This window comes from Methylobacterium sp. J-067 (genome assembly GCF_022829465.1).
Taxonomy (GTDB): domain Bacteria; phylum Pseudomonadota; class Alphaproteobacteria; order Rhizobiales; family Beijerinckiaceae; genus Methylobacterium; species Methylobacterium litchii.
Genome location: NZ_JAKSXZ010000128.1, coordinates 158352 through 172578, shown reverse-complemented (window position 1 = coordinate 172578; position 14227 = coordinate 158352). Strand labels below are relative to the sequence as shown.

16 protein-coding genes and 1 pseudogene are annotated in these 14227 nt (G+C 69.6%); 10 read left to right on the top strand and 7 right to left on the bottom strand.

The features are described from left to right. The first annotated feature begins 186 nt into the window (after window positions 1-186). Both MKK52_RS19000 and MKK52_RS18995 read left to right on the top strand, forming a co-directional pair. On the top strand, window positions 187-1470 hold the full coding sequence (locus MKK52_RS19000) for a DUF1521 domain-containing protein (RefSeq protein ID WP_243956413.1): 1284 nt from the start codon (window positions 187-189) through the stop codon (window positions 1468-1470). Window positions 1471-1678: 208 nt separating this feature from the next. Further along, window positions 1679-2362, top strand: a pseudogene (locus MKK52_RS18995) (response regulator transcription factor); the annotation flags it as partial. Between the two features lie 50 nt (window positions 2363-2412). Here MKK52_RS18995 and sctV read toward each other — a convergent pair. The 7 genes from sctV to MKK52_RS18960 all read right to left on the bottom strand — a co-directional run bounded on the left by sctV (window position 2413) and on the right by MKK52_RS18960 (window position 8007). Then, window positions 2413-4719, bottom strand: a complete 2307-nt coding sequence (gene sctV / locus MKK52_RS18990) for a type III secretion system export apparatus subunit SctV (RefSeq protein WP_243956412.1) — start codon at window positions 4717-4719, stop codon at window positions 2413-2415. After that, window positions 4716-5126: a tetratricopeptide repeat protein gene (locus MKK52_RS18985; protein WP_243956411.1), complete on the bottom strand. Its 411-nt coding sequence runs from the start codon at window positions 5124-5126 to the stop codon at window positions 4716-4718. The genes sctV and MKK52_RS18985 overlap by 4 nt, the downstream gene beginning before the upstream one ends. Before the next feature lie 4 nt (window positions 5127-5130). Continuing rightward, window positions 5131-5577, bottom strand: a complete 447-nt coding sequence (locus MKK52_RS18980) for a hypothetical protein (RefSeq protein ID WP_243956410.1) — start codon at window positions 5575-5577, stop codon at window positions 5131-5133. Window positions 5578-5653: 76 nt separating this feature from the next. Further along, window positions 5654-6580 carry an EscD/YscD/HrpQ family type III secretion system periplasmic domain-containing protein gene (locus MKK52_RS18975; protein ID WP_243956409.1) on the bottom strand — a complete coding sequence of 309 codons (927 nt, stop codon included), beginning with the start codon at window positions 6578-6580 and terminating at the stop codon, window positions 5654-5656. A gap of 128 nt (window positions 6581-6708) precedes the next feature. Beyond that, on the bottom strand, window positions 6709-6930 hold the full coding sequence (locus MKK52_RS18970) for a hypothetical protein (RefSeq protein WP_243956408.1): 222 nt from the start codon (window positions 6928-6930) through the stop codon (window positions 6709-6711). A gap of 103 nt (window positions 6931-7033) precedes the next feature. Further along, window positions 7034-7228 (bottom strand): hypothetical protein, encoded by a 195-nt coding sequence (locus MKK52_RS18965; protein ID WP_243956407.1) that lies wholly within the window; start codon window positions 7226-7228, stop codon window positions 7034-7036. A 194-nt stretch (window positions 7229-7422) separates the two neighbouring features. Then, window positions 7423-8007, bottom strand: a complete 585-nt coding sequence (locus tag MKK52_RS18960; RefSeq protein ID WP_243956405.1) for a nodulation protein NolW — start codon at window positions 8005-8007, stop codon at window positions 7423-7425. Window positions 8008-8294: 287 nt separating this feature from the next. On the opposite strand from MKK52_RS18960, the gene MKK52_RS18955 reads away from it, so the two are divergent. Genes MKK52_RS18955 through sctR form a run of 8 tightly spaced genes read left to right on the top strand, consistent with a single transcriptional unit; the run spans window position 8295 to window position 14223 of the window. Next, window positions 8295-8699, top strand: coding sequence for a nodulation protein NolB (locus tag MKK52_RS18955; protein ID WP_243956404.1), 405 nt, complete (start codon window positions 8295-8297; stop codon window positions 8697-8699). Window positions 8700-8709: 10 nt separating this feature from the next. Beyond that, complete coding sequence (sctJ, locus tag MKK52_RS18950; protein ID WP_243956403.1) at window positions 8710-9519, top strand: type III secretion system inner membrane ring lipoprotein SctJ; 810 nt, start codon at window positions 8710-8712, stop codon at window positions 9517-9519. A 25-nt stretch (window positions 9520-9544) separates the two neighbouring features. Further along, a complete protein-coding gene (locus MKK52_RS18945; RefSeq protein ID WP_243956402.1) occupies window positions 9545-10069 on the top strand; it encodes a hypothetical protein in 525 nt (174 codons plus the stop codon). Beyond that, entirely contained in the window at window positions 10062-10658 is a 597-nt protein-coding gene (gene sctL, locus MKK52_RS18940; RefSeq protein WP_243956400.1) for a type III secretion system stator protein SctL, read from the top strand. The genes MKK52_RS18945 and sctL overlap by 8 nt, the downstream gene beginning before the upstream one ends. Next, window positions 10655-11995, top strand: a complete 1341-nt coding sequence (sctN, locus tag MKK52_RS18935) for a type III secretion system ATPase SctN (protein ID WP_313898763.1) — start codon at window positions 10655-10657, stop codon at window positions 11993-11995. Before sctL ends, sctN begins: the two co-directional genes overlap by 4 nt. Continuing rightward, a complete protein-coding gene (locus MKK52_RS18930; protein ID WP_243956398.1) occupies window positions 11971-12483 on the top strand; it encodes a hypothetical protein in 513 nt (170 codons plus the stop codon). The genes sctN and MKK52_RS18930 overlap by 25 nt, the downstream gene beginning before the upstream one ends. After that, window positions 12480-13559, top strand: a complete 1080-nt coding sequence (gene sctQ / locus MKK52_RS18925) for a type III secretion system cytoplasmic ring protein SctQ (protein ID WP_243956396.1) — start codon at window positions 12480-12482, stop codon at window positions 13557-13559. Before MKK52_RS18930 ends, sctQ begins: the two co-directional genes overlap by 4 nt. 1 nt (window position 13560) lies before the next feature. After that, window positions 13561-14223: a type III secretion system export apparatus subunit SctR gene (gene sctR / locus MKK52_RS18920; RefSeq protein WP_243956390.1), complete on the top strand. Its 663-nt coding sequence runs from the start codon at window positions 13561-13563 to the stop codon at window positions 14221-14223. Window positions 14224-14227: the final 4 nt, after the last annotated feature.

Below are 14227 nucleotides of genomic sequence, written 5' to 3'. Positions count from 1 at the left end.
TTTCTCTCAGCCGATCCCGCCATCCGTGCGAGCCGTCAGGTTTACGAAAGCTTGCATTTCTACATCCCGGGTCGGGCTGGAGGTATCCAGGGCGGAAAGCCGCTCGGACGACCGTGTCCGGGTAGTGCCTTTCGGCGCGCCCCGAGATTTGACTGGCTCCCGATCTTGTAAACGACAGAGGGAATCATGATAAACAACGTAAACTCGACGGGCACTACGGGAGCGGCGGCGTCCTCGTCGTCGGCCGACAACACGGTCGGAGCAACACAGTTTCAGAATGCTATCGCAGCACAGGGCGGCACACAGTCCGCCTCCGTGGACCCTTTTCTGTCGCGTATCGCCGGAACCACCGATCCGCAGGAGAAACGGGCGCTGATCGACGGCTTCGCGGCCGGCTTCGCGGCGGCCTTCGCGGGCGGCACGTCGTCCGCGTCCCAGGCGGGCGGCACGTCGTCCACGTCCCATGCGGGTGGCGCCACGGCCACCCAGCAGACCAGCGGCGCTCAGGGCGGTGGCACACAGAGCAGCGCTGTGGCCCTCATGCAGGGCTACAAGGCGCTGGCCGACCAAATCGCCGACTCGAACCTGCCGCCGGCGCAGAAGGCCGCCATGCTCGACAACATCGCCGGGCAGATGGCCCTGCTGCGGGATAACAACCCCCCGGCCAGCAGCAACGATCGGTCTTCCACGAACGGGAATGCGGCCACGACCGAGAACCGTGCGGCTTCCGACGATTCCCATGCGACGAACAACGCGGGCACCGCGAACAATTCGGGCAGCACGAGCAACGCGGGCACCGCAAGCAACGCGGGCACCGCGAGCAACTCAGGCAGCGCCACCAACGCCGGCACCACGAACAACGCGGGCGGCACGAGTGCCGCGGTCGTGCATGACAACGCCTCTGGTACTGAAACCCCGAGCCGTGATTCGTCGAACGGTGTCTGGACGAGCGAAGTGAAGGACGGGGTTGCCGAAATCCACCTCGGCAACCATTACACCCTCAGGATCGACGAACACGATCAATCGGTCATGCTCGTGAACAACTTCACGAACCAGAGGACGAAGGTCTACGGCGACCCCCACATGGATTTCGGGAACGACGGCAAGGTCGATATCGATTTCCACAAGGGGATGACCTTCCAGTTGGCGGATGGCATCAAGATCACGCTCGATACGATCGGCGATGGCGGGGATGCGACCTTCACGACGAAGCTCACGATCACCCAGGGCGACAAGGGCATGGTGGTGAGCGGCATCGCCGGCGATATCGACGGCAAGAACAACCTGTCGGTCCAGCAGTCCGACGATGGTGCCGCGCTCGACCGTCGGACGTTGGATGGGGCCTTCACGTTCGTCGAGGACGAGGTCAACAAGACGTGGAAGAACCCGGGCGGGCACGCGGTGACGCAACAATACGTCAATGACTCGGAGGCCAACTGGAGCGCAGACGACAAAAAGAAGAAGCAGTAAGCAGCTTCAAAGTCTCAGGAAGAACATCGCCCTCATCGTAAATCGACAGGGGCTGCGGGACGGAACGGCTCTGCCGTTCCGTCCCTTTGCTTTTAGGGCGTAATACGACGTCTGCTTTCAGATGCAGTGCCGGCAAAATAAATTGCCGATGATATTCGTATGGGAACGTCGCACTATTTGTTGCTAAAATGTTAACAATCCGTTACATATGCCGCGTATCGCGAAGGTCGTTCCGGGGCCAATTCCGGCATTCCCGGGCTGCAACAACCGAACGTTGCTCGGACAATCCATGAGAGTCTTGATCGTTGACGCCGACCGTGCTTGCGCGAAGTCGGTTGCGGATGCATTGCGCGGCAAGGGTTTCGTCGTCGATACTGTCCGAACAATCGACGCCGCGCGGGATGCGACGGGCGTCGCCCCGTATGATGCGATCCTCACCGAACGGGTTCTGCCGGATGGCGACGGTCTCGACTGGGTCCGCGAGCAGCGCCGTGCGGGGAGCACGGCCCCGATCCTCATCGTCACCGCCGAGCGCGGCGCGGTCTGGCACCGAGTCGAGGGCCTGAACGCGGGGGCCGACGACTACATCCTCAAGCCGATCCCCATGGACGAGCTGGTGGCCCGCATCCGTGCCGTCCTGCGCCGGCCCGCCTCGACGCTGGGATCGGTCCTTCGGGCGGGGAACGTGGAGTTCGACTCCGTGGTCCGGGAGGTCCGCATCGCGGGCAAGCGGATGCGCATGCCGCGCCGGGAGACCTGCATCCTCGAGATGTTGATCCGCCGCGCCGGCAAGACCGTGACGAAGGGGGTCCTGGAGGAAGGCCTCTACAGCTTCGAGGACGACGTGTCCTCCAACGCCATCGAGGTCGGCATCTACCGTCTGCGCAGCCATCTCCAGGGGGCGGGGGCCACGGCGAAGGTTCGGACCGTGCGCGGCACCGGCTACGTGCTGGAGAGCGAGGACGAGGCGCCGATCCAGATTCCCAAGGCGGTGGTTCTTGCAGCGAAGGTCGCGGCCGCCATGTCGACGCGGAATGGCGGCGCCTTTCCCTTGCTCGCGGGCTCGGTCGCAGCCATGCCGAAGCCGGAGGCGCAGGTTGCCGCCCTCGCCGCGGCCCTCGCCCTGAGCATGACCCAGTTGAGCTGACGGCGCGCGGCCTCAACCGGCCGCGAGCGCCTCGTGCCGTCCCGGCTGCACGAGGCTGATCGAACTCCCGGACGTACGGAGAACTCATCGGCAAGGTCCTGGTACGACAGGACTGGAATGTCGATGCCGTTGCGGGAGAGGAACCCGCGCACGAAGCGGCGGAGATCGAGGGCCGCCAGCACAACGGGACGCCCGATGTCGGTCTCACCGGTGCGGTGGGCGGCCTTCTCCTGGAACGCCCGCATCTGCGACAGCAACGCTTCGGAGGCGTGGTCTTCGAGCACGAGATAGGGGCCGACGGCGGTGTCGCGCACGGCGGAACGGATCGTCTCCTCGGCCTCGCGCTCGAAGACATAGGCCGCCACCACCTTGTGTGCATTCGCGTGCCGGTAGCAAATCTGCCGTTTCAACCCGGTGCGCACGTATTCCGCCAGGAGAAGCGGGTTGGCCTCGCGCTCGCCCCACTCGGCGAGGGCTTCGAGCAGCAACCGGGTGTTGCGAACAGGTATCCCCTCTTCCACCAGACGGCGGATCACGTCCGCGATGCGCGGGACCGGGACGGAGCGCAAAACCTCCTTCACGAGGTCGCCATAGCCCGTCTCCATCTTGGCGAGGAGCGTGCGGGTCTCCTGAATGCCGACGAACCGGCCGGTGCAGCGGACGAGGACGCCGCGCAGGCGCGTGCCGACGACCCCCCCGGCATCGAGATAGCCGATGCCGGCCTCATCGAGGCTCGCCCGGTGGGCTGCCTCGATCCAGACCGGCCCCTCGGCGCCCGCCTCCCTGGTGTGAGGGATGCCAGACAGTTCGAGGTTGGCGAAATCGTCGGCGAGCAGCAACTGTCCGGTGACGATGTGGCCGCTCTCCACGGGGACGCCCTCGACATTGATGCGAAAGTCGCCCTCGGCCAGGGCGGGGTCGAAGGTGAACCCCACCTCGGGGATCGCCACGCCCAGATCGGTCGAGGCCGCCGCACGCAGCCGTGCGATGGCCCGGATCAGAACCGCTGCGCCGATCTCGTCGCTGAGGCCGGGCGCGAGGTGCATCATGACGGGAGCCACTTCGGCCGGCAGTGCGGGTTTCGCCACGCGCGCAGGCTCTTCGACGATCTCGTCTTCGGCGACCGAATCCTTCTTGGGCGTGAGCCAGACGCTCGCTGCCGCGAACAGGCACGCAAGGATCAGGAAGACCGGTGTGGGAAAGCCGGGCACGGCCGCCATGCCGAGCAGCACCGCCGCCGCGAGGCGCAGCGCCCGGGGATCGGAGATGAGCTGATCCGCGATGTCGCGACCGAGGGCGATGTCCCGCCCGCCGGTCACGCGCGTGACGATCGTGCCAGCGGTGAGCGACAGCAGCAGAGCGGGGATCTGGGCGATCAGCGCGTCGCCGATGGAGAGCAGGGTGTATTCATGGAGGGCTTCCGTCACCGGCATGCCGCGCGTGAGTGTGCCGATGGCGAGCCCGCCGACCATGTTGATGGCGATCACCACCAGCCCCGCGATGGAATCGCCCTTCACGAACTTCATGGCGCCGTCCATGGCGCCGTAGAGCTGGCTCTCCCGCTCGAGGATTCCCCGGCGGGCGCGGGCCTGCGCTTGGTCGATGTCGCCGTTCCGTAACTCCGCGTCGATGGCCATCTGCTTGCCCGGCAGCGCATCGAGCGTGAAGCGGGCGCCAACCTCGGCCACGCGCTCGGCGCCCTTCGAGATCACCATGAACTGTACCAGCGTGATGATCAGGAAGACGACAAGGCCGACGATCAGGTTTCCCGAAATGACGAACTCGCCGAACGTGCGGATGATCTCGCCCGCATCCCCCTCCGCGAGAATCAGCCGGGCGGTGGTGATGGTCAGGGAGAGCCGGAACACCGTCGAAATCAGGATGATGCCGGGCAGCGATGAGAAATCGAGGGGGCTCAGCACGTAGAGCGCCACCATCAGCATCAGCACGGCGAAGCCGAGATTGAACGCGATGAGGATATCCACCACCGCATGCGGCACCGGCAGAACCATCATCGCGATGGCGAGCAGCAGCACCATCGCGACGGCGATGTCGGGGCTGACGGGCAGCCGGTTGAGGAGTCTTTTGGCAGAGGCGATCACCGGCCGCTCTCCTCCGCCCGGCGCAGGGCGACGAAGTTCCGGAACATCTCCCGTCCCTGATCGAGGCGCCCGGTGAGGCGCAGGGCTTGGCTCCGCAGCAGAACGAGGGGCGCCGGGGCGGGGCCGGGTTCGAGGAAGGCCACCCGATCGAGGGCGGCGAGGGCCTGTCCGCCGCTCCCGGCTCCGACCAGGGCATAGGCGAGGAGGCGCAGCACCTCGGTGTCGTCGGGCATCTCGCGCAGGACGAGGCTCAGCAGGGTGACGGCCTGCTCCGCATCCCCCACGCCGAGGGCAACATAGGCCATGGCGCAGAGCAGGTCGCGCTGCTCGCGGGCGATCAGGGCATGGGCAGGGTCGGTTCGCGCCAGGGGGGCGAGGTCCCGGCGGTCGAGCGGTACGACGGACATCGGCCTAGCCCTGAACCAGCGCGTTGCGGGCCGTGCGCAGGAGGGTGAGGCGATGCAGTTCCCGGTGAATGACCTGCGCCCCAGCCCGTGTGATGCCGTCATCCGCCCCCACCGCGAGTCCGTCCGCGAGCCCTTCGAGCAAGGTCCGGTGCCGGTCGGTTCGCAGCACCTCGGGATGGCGCAGGCGCGGCATGACGAAATGGAAAAGCGTGCGCGTGAGGGGGACGCTTCCCCGCCCGTCCGCATCCTTCCCCGTCTCGGGCTCGCCGATGGCCTGCCGCGCCGCGGCGAGACGGATCCGCGTTACCGGATCGACACCCCTTGCACCCAGCATCGCCTCCACGGCGGTGTCGAGGGGAACGAGTTCGTTCCGCGGGTCGGCCCGGGAGGCGTCGGGATCGAAGGGGGCGGCCGGACGATCCTGGATCGGATGTCCGAGCGGGACCGGCATCGGTGTGTCGGCGGAGCGGCGCGGTAATCGGGCCATCGGGGTTTCTCGCTGTCGGGGACCGAACCGGGCCTTCCGCTCAGAAGCGCATGGCCACGAGCCGGCCATCGCGCTCGAGCATGACCCGGTCCCGCTCGATGGTCCGGATCGCCCAGCCGCCTTCGACCACCGCGCCGACGAAATAGCGCTGGCCACGCAGGACGACGTAGGGTTGCGCGCCCTGCCAGACCCCCTCGATGCCAAGGGAGGCTGGCAGTTTTTCGGCCCTGACCGCAACGCTGTTCACCAGTGTGATCTCGCCGAGGACGCGCTCGTCGAAGGCGCGTTGAAGGGCCTCCCACCGGGTCGCGAGGGCGGGCTCCACCGAGCCGATCGCCGTGACGGTGCCGTTTCCAGCCTCAATGCGCACGGAATAGAGCCCTGCTTCCTCAACCTGCCGCCGCAGATCGGAGATCGCAACGCCGAGGGCGGCCTGGTTACGTGTCGCGACCGGCTTCGGCAGCGATCCCGTCACGGCTCTGTCCAACACGACGGGAAAAGCTGGCTGGACGGGGTTCGCCACCGAGGCGGTGACGGGCACCGCCGCATCGGCGATCGGGCTCGGCATCGTCATCACGACGGCGACGGAAAGCAGCACCGCGGCGGCGAGCCCCGGCATCGCCGAGCGCAGGGACAGCCGACGCAGGCGCTCGCTGCCTCCCGGGGAGTCCCGTTCCGGTATCCGCTCCCGCCACACCGTCTCGATCCCAGCGATCGTGATGGTGGCGGGCAGACGGATGGTGACAGCCGAGGCCGGTGGGACCGGCCCTATGCCGCCGACCGATACCCCTTCGGCGAGCGCCTCCACTTGAGCGGTCCCCGCACGGATGACGAGGGCCGCATGCCGGGGCGCGAAGTCGGGTTCGCGGAGAACGAGATCGGACTCATCGCCGCTGCCGATGACGTGCCGGCCCTCGCCGAGATCATGGACGACGCCCCGATAGAGGCCGCTTCCGATCTCGACCATGTGCGACGCCGGAGAGGCGTCGGGTGATGTGGGTTCGGTTGCGCGTGCCACGGCTCACTCACGAAGTCTCGCGGATTTTCTGACGGTCAGGCGGGGCGTGGGGCGCCGCGACGCCCCACGCGAGCCCCTTACTGAGACGGCTTTTCCTTCGCGGCGTTCTGCTCGGAGCCGAGCTTGGCCGAGAGCATGCGCATCGCCATCTGCTTGCGCTGTTGCTCTTCACTGACCTGCTGAAGCTGAGCGAGGTTCTGCTGAAACGAATCGCCGCCTTCCGCGCCGTTCGCCTGGGCGCTCGTGCCGTTGATCATTGGATCGAGTGTCGCGCCGCCTGTGGTGTTGGTTGGCAACATTGTCATTGTTGGCTCCTTGTTTGAGTTGAATGGAGTGTATGGTGACAGTAAGGAATATAGATAGGGCATTGTTGGCGTCCTGTATCTCTAAAAGATCGGACGACTATTGAAAGTCTTCCTCCGTTTCTTGCATTGCTCGATTCATCTCATCCATGTCGGTTTCGACGATCTGCAAGGCAAACTGGCTGAGGGCCTTCTCGAAGGCTTTGGCCTTCGCCCCGTCGTCAGCCCCACCTGCGGTGCCACCGATCGCCCCGCCCGCGGCGGCGCCTGCTTGGTCCCCGATCGCGCCAGGCATCGGTTGCTCCTCGTGAAAGCCGGAGCGCGTTTTGCGCCATCCGGCGGGTTCAGGATGAGCGTCCGGAGGGTCGGAAGGGCTGTGCGCGCCGCATCCGCTCTGGCCCCGGGCACCCAGCGGCGGTGCTCCGCATCGCCACGGATCGGGACGCTAGAAAGCCGAGCTTTCGAGAACCTGACGGCGATCGGCCCCGCTCACTCGGGGCGGCCGTCCCGGATGAATGTCGTTCCACTGCCGCGATAGACCGTCAGGACGGTGGCGCGGGACGGGATGCGCGGCGTCGCGGTCTGGAGCGACGGTTTCAGGCAGTCCGGCTTCTCGGCGGCGAGACCGGCCAGGGTCTGCTCCACCAGGGCGACGAAGCGCGGCGGGCCCGAGACCATCGCCACGTTCTTCCCCGGCGTCGTCCGCAGGGGAAAGCGTGAATCGGTGATCCGCAGGGCGTCGAGGGCGGAGGCGAAGGCGTCGAACCCGATCGGGTTCAGCACCAGCAATTGCGTCCGGTTCTCCTTGGCCGACGTGATGAACAGGACGCCGCCGTCGTAATACCATTCGAGGTTGTAGATGGCCGCGAGCCTGTCGAGGAACGCCTGCGGCGTGCCGTCGGGGATGCGCCCCTGGATCCGCCCCTTCACCTCCGGGCTGATGCTGACCTTGAGGCCGAGGTTGGCGCCGAACTCCTGGAGCGCGGCGGCGAGATCCTGATCGATCACCGTGTAGCGGTAGGGGATGTCGGGCAGGGTCAGCGGGGCCGCGACGCCGCCGGACCCGCTCGCCACCGAGCTCACTAAGAGGGCGGCGCAGAGGGCAAGACGACGACCGAACCGGTCCAACCGTGACATGCCTGCGACGACTCCGCTACGGGCCCGGTGCCCGGCAAGCCGATCCGGTTAGGCGGGAAGTATGACGCTTCGCTGACGCCGCGCGAACGTCGTCGTCAGGTCGCCGTCAGTTTGGCGGCCTAGGCCGGGGCGATATCCGGCCGCCGACGATTCCCTGGGCGCCCGGAAGGGGTGGTGTCGGCGGTATGGCGATCGAGTCGATTGCGGCGGGTCTCGGCGGGGCGATGCCAACGCCCGGAGGCGCGTCTCAAACGAGCAGCGCGGAGGCTTTCGAGGCCTTCCGGCCGGCGCCCCCCGAGGCGTCCGCGTCCCTGCCCGCGCAGACGGCCCGGCTCGACGGCCCGGCGGAGGCGTCGCTGCGCCCGCGCATCGTGACGGAGGTGAGCGCGTCGCCACCCGTCAACGACCTCTCCCTCGGCCAAAATGTGCTCGACCGGCTCGACACCCTGCAGCGGGGCGCCGCCGCCACGGCCCTCCCCGGCCCGCCCGGCGAGGGCGGAGGGCCGAGCTTCGAGGGGATGATGGACCAGCTTCGGCAGATGAGCGGCCAGGTGGTGCAGGTCTCCCTCGTCACGAAGACCACGAGCAGCTTCACCGGCTCGCTCAACAAGCTGCTGTCCTCCGGTTGAGCGCATGGCGATGACGCGACCGATAGGTTCCGGCCGAATCCGGCTCCTGCGCCGAGCCACGCTGCTCGTGGCGCTGGCGCTGGCGCTCGGCGCCTGCAAGACCGACCTCTACACCAAGCTCTCGGAGCGCGAGGCCAACGAGATGGTCGCGCTGCTCCTCGACCGGGGGATCGACGCCGCCCGCATCGGCGTGAAGGACGGAACCAGCACCGTCCAGGTGGAGCAGACCCGCTTCGCCCAGGCGGTCGAGATCCTGAAGGCGGCCGGATACCCGCAGCCGAGTTTCGCCAGCATGGGCGAAGTCTTCAAGGGTGGGGGCCTCGTCGCCTCGCCCACGGAGGAGCGGGCGCGCTACATCTACGCCCTCAGCCAGGAACTCTCGAAGACCGTCTCCGGCATCGACGGCGTGCTCTCGGCGCGGATCCATGTGGTCCTGCCGAAGAACGACCTGCTGAAGCAGGATTCCACGCCCTCCTCCGCCTCGGTCTTCATCCGCTACGACCAAGCGGTGCCCGTGAAGGCGCTGCTGCCGCAGATCAAGATGCTGGTGGCCAACAGCATCGAGGGGCTGAACTACGAGAAGGTCTCGGTGGTGTTCGTGCCCGTGGACCGGCCCCCGATGGATCGCGAGGCGCCCCTGCGGGAGCGCCCCGTGGGGGGCCTCGATCCGGTCCTTGGGCTCGCCCTGGCGGCGGGGGCGGTGGTCCTGCTCGCCCTCGCGGGCGGCGCTTTCTGGTTCCTTCGCCGCCGCCGTCGTGCGGAGGCCCCGCGTCTCAATGATCCCCCGGTGCAGGGTCTGATCGCCGATGCGAACGGGTGAGACGATGCGGATCCATCCGGATCGGATGCGCACCACCCTCCACGGGGGGCTGAGCGATGCCACCATCGTCCGCCTTCTCGCCTGCGCGCGGTTGCGCGGGCGCCTCGATGCGTGTTTCGGGACCGGCCCCGTGGGCGCGAGGGACGCGCCGGCCTGGCTCCTCGCCGACCCTGCGGAGGCCGTGCGCCGGGCGGGTGCGGTCCTGCACGGACGGGCGATCCGGAGCGTTCTCACGGGACCGGACGTGGCGGCCCTCGTGGCGGCCATCGGGCGGGAGGCGCATGCCCTCGGCCTGCGCCACGGCGCGCAGGCGCCCGCACGCGACCACGGCAGCGACCTCGCGGGGGCGATCCTCCGCGACGGCGCGGCCTGCCTCGGCGCGTGGCTGCGCACCCGTGCGGCGCCGCTGCGTGCCGCGATCCTCCTGGCGCTGCCCCCCGAGTTGGCCGTCGCGGAGCCCTCGGAGGCCATCGACGCGGAGGCGGTGATGGAGGCGGTCGCGTGCTCCTTCACGCCGCCCGGGGATGCGGAGGCCGGCTCCGGTGTCTGACGAAGCTCCGACGCCCCCGCGCCTGCGTCCCGACGGCCCGATCCTGAAAGCCGCCGAGGTGGCGATCTGGGGCGAGGCCGAGGCGGCACTCGCCGCCGCGCGGCAGCATGCAACGCAAACGCGGGAATGGGCCCGCGATCTCCTCGAAGCGGAGCGGGCGCGCGGTCATGCGGAGGGGCGCGCGGCGGGGGCCGAGGAGGCGGCACGGCTCCTGGCCGAGACCGCGACCCGCGCGACGGACTACATCGCGGCCCTGGAGCGGGACCTGCCCACCCTCGTCCACGACCTCGTCGCCCGCATCCTCGGTGAGTTCGATCCGGGGGATCGCATCGCCCGCGTCGTCGGCCACGCGGTGGAACGGCTCCGCCCCGATGCCCAGGCGGTGCTGCGCTTCGCCCCCGGCGAGGCCGATGCGGTGCGCAAGGCCCTGGAAGGGCTCGGTGGCCACGCCCTGCGGATCGAGCCCGATCCGAGCCTCGCCCCCGGCGAATGCACTTTGCGCAGCGCGGTCGGCCGGGTCGAACTCGGCGTCGAAGCGCAGTTGCGCGCGCTGCGCGACGGCCTCCTCCGGGCGGAGGCGCAGCCGTGAGAGGGACGGGCCCTACCGGAGGCGGACTCGCGGAGGCCCTGCCCCGCCTGCGCACGGCCGTTGCCGACATCGACACGCGGCCGGTGCGCGGGCGCATCGTCTCGGCCATCGGCACGGTGATCCAGGCCGTGGTGCCGGGCGTGCGCATCGGCGAATTGTGCCGGCTGGAGGATCCCGCCGGCGGCACCCGCCTGGAGGCCGAGGTGGTCGGCCTGACCGACGAGGCCGCGATCCTGACCCCCATCGGGGCCATCGAGTCCCTGTCCGCCCGCACGGAGGTGGTGCCGACCGGCCGGATGGTCGAGGTTCCGGTGGGGGAGGCCCTCCTCGGGCGCATCCTCGACAGCCGGGGGAAGCCCCTCGACGACGGCGCCTCCCTGGCCGGCTGCCGGACCCGCTCCCTGCGCGGCACCGCGCCGAACCCGCTCAAGCGGCAGCTCATCGCGCGGCCGATGCCCCTCGGCGTGCGCGTCATCGACGGCCTGCTCACCGTGGGCGACGGGCAGCGCCTCGGGATCTACGGCGAGCCCGGCGGCGGCAAGTCCTCGCTGATGGCGCAGATCGTGAAGGGCGCGCAGGCCGACATCTGCGTGATGGCGCTGATCGGCGAGCGCGGGCGCGAGGTGCGCGAATTCGTGGAGCGCCATCTCGGGCCGGAGGGCATGGCCCGCAGCGTCCTGGTGGTGGCGACCTCCGACCGGTCGGCCATCGAGCGGATGCAGGCCGCCTACGCCGCCACCGCCATCGCCGAGCATTTCCGGGACGAGGGCCGGCGCGTCATCCTGCTGATGGATTCGGTCACGCGCTTCGCCCGGGCGCTGCGCGAGATCGGGCTGGCGGCGGGGGAGCCTCCGACGCGGCGCGGCTTCCCGCCTTCCGTCTTCGCCAGCCTGCCGGGGCTGATGGAGCGGGCGGGGCCCGGGGAGACGGGCTCGATCACCGCCTTCTACACCGTCCTCGTGGAAGGGGACGGCGGGGGCGACCCGATCGCGGAGGAGACGCGGGGCATCCTCGACGGGCATATCGTGCTCTCGCCGAGCCTCGCCGCGCAGAACCACTACCCCGCCGTCGACGTGCTGGTGAGCCGGTCCCGCGTGATGGGCGCGGTGGCCTCGCCGGAGCACGTGAAGGCCGCCGGCCGGTTCCGGCAATTGCTCGCCCGCTACCAGGAGGCCGAATTCCTTGTGCAGGTCGGCGAATACAAGTCCGGCTCCGACGCCCTCACCGATAAGGCCATCGCCCGGATCGACGACCTGCGCGGCTTCCTGCGCCAGGGCGAGCACGAAACTACCGTCTTCCAGGAGAGCGTCGCGTGGATGCAGCGTCTCGTCGCGTGAGGCCGGTCGATCTGGCCCGGCTCCAGACCCTGCGGAGCCGGCGGGAGGATGAGGCGCGCCGCGCCGTCCGCGCGGGCATCGCCGCGCGGGAGATGGCGGAGGCGGAAACCCTGCGCGCCGGCCGGGAGGCCGAGGCCCGCGAGGCCGAGCGCCTGGAGAACGAGCGGGTGCTTCGGGCCAAGCTCGACGGTGCCTCCCTCGGCTTGACCGCCCTCGTGGAGGCCCGCCTGCGGATCGCGGGATGGGCGGAGGAGGTCGCGAAGGCTCATGCGCAGGTGAGAGCGCGCGCGGCCGATGCCGAGGCCGCCACCACGGTGCTCGCGCAGGCCCGCGCCCGCCACGCTGCGCGGATGGGCGAGGCGAAACGGTGGGAGCGTGTGCGCACCCGCATCCTGTCGGCGCGCCGGGCGGCGGCGGAGCGGGCCGAGGAAGCCGCCGCCGAGGACGACACCCTCGACCGGCTCGGGGCCGCACGCGTGCGCCGATGAACGCGGGTCCCTCCCCCCGGCGCTACGCGCCCCGCACGCGGATCGACCCGGCGGCGGTCGCGGTACTCAACGCGGTCGCACGGCCGCGCGACGGAGTCTCCGCGATCATCGAGGGTCTGGCCCTGCGCCTCGCCCCCGCCGGAGTCGCGGACGAGCCCGCCCCGTCGCCGGAGGACACCGAGATCACCCTCGCCGTCGCGGAGGCGGACACGCTGGCCCTGTGCCTGCCGGGGGCGATCCTCGACCGGCTCGCGCGGGCGGTGCAGGCGGACCTCCCCGCGCTGCCGCCGGGGCCGGCGGGCCTTTTCCTCCTCGAACTCGCCCTCGCCCCGCTCCTCGACGCCGCCGAGGGCATCGCCGGCAGGACGCTCCGCATTGAGGCCGTGGCCCCCGCCGCGCGCCGGCCCGGCGCGGTGGTGTTGCGCCTCGACGGGGCGCTGGACGGCACAGCCTTCACGGCTTCCCTCGCGCTGCCGCCCTCCGGCGCGGCGACGGACGCGGCGCTTGCCCTGCTGCGGGGGCTGCCGAAGCGGGATGTCCCGGTGCCTGAGATCGGCCTGCCCCTCGCCTGGGAGGCCGGCGTCACGCGGCTGAGCGCGGGGCAGATCGCGGGGCTCAGCCCCGGCGACGTGGTGCTGCCGGACCTCTGGCATCCGAAGCGGCGGGCGATCCGCATCGTCCTCGGCACCACCCATGCCGCGATGGCGGCGGCGGACGCCCGGCGGGCGAAACTGAGAACCGCATTCCGGCCGATCCCGGCCGGCGCGATGGCACGGGGGACGGACGGCATGAACGAGGCCACGGGGCAGGCCGCGACGAACGAGGCCGAGACGGCCGGGTCGGGCCTCGACGCGGTGGGCCTGACGCTGAGCTTCGAGCTCGGGCGGCAGGTGATGACCCTCGCCGAACTGAAGGACGTCGGCCCCGGCCACATCCTCGATCTCGACGTCGCGACGGACGAGGCCGTCGACCTCGTGGTCAACGGCTCACGCATCGGGCGGGGCGAGATCGTCACCATCGGGGAGCGGCTCGGGGTGCGGGTCGTGCGCCTGTTCGGACAGGGCCGGGACGCCTGACATGAGCGAAGTCCAGCCGAGCATCCTGTCCCTCGTCGCCGTCACGGTCGCGATCGGCCTCCTGACCTTCGTGATCGTGACGACCACGGCCTTCATGAAGATCGCGGTGGTGCTGTTCCTCGTGCGCAACGCCCTCGGAACGCAGCAGATTCCGCCGAACATGGTGCTCTACGGCGCTGCGCTGATCCTCACCGTCTACGTCTCCTCCCCCGTGGCCGAGAAGATGTTCGCGCGCGCCTCCGAGCCGCACCTCACCTACCAGACCATCGCGGATTGGGTGGAGGCGGGCCGCCGGGCGGCGGACCCGGTGCGCGACCACCTCATGCGCTTCACGACGCCGGAGCAGCGCCAGTTCTTCCTCGACGCGACGCGCCGGGTCTGGCCCGAACCGGCGCGGGAGAGCGTCGGCCCGGAGGATCTGCGCATCCTCGTGCCGTCCTTCCTCATCTCCGAACTGAAGCGCGGCTTCGAGATCGGCTTCCTGCTCTACCTGCCCTTCGTCGTCATCGACCTCGTGGTGACGACGATCCTGATGGCGATGGGCATGTCGTCGGTCACGCCGACCACGATCTCGACCCCGTTCAAGCTGTTCCTGTTCATCGCCATCGACGGCTGGTCGCGGCTCATGCACGGGCTCGTGCTGAGCTACGCGGTCGAGCCCTGACCGG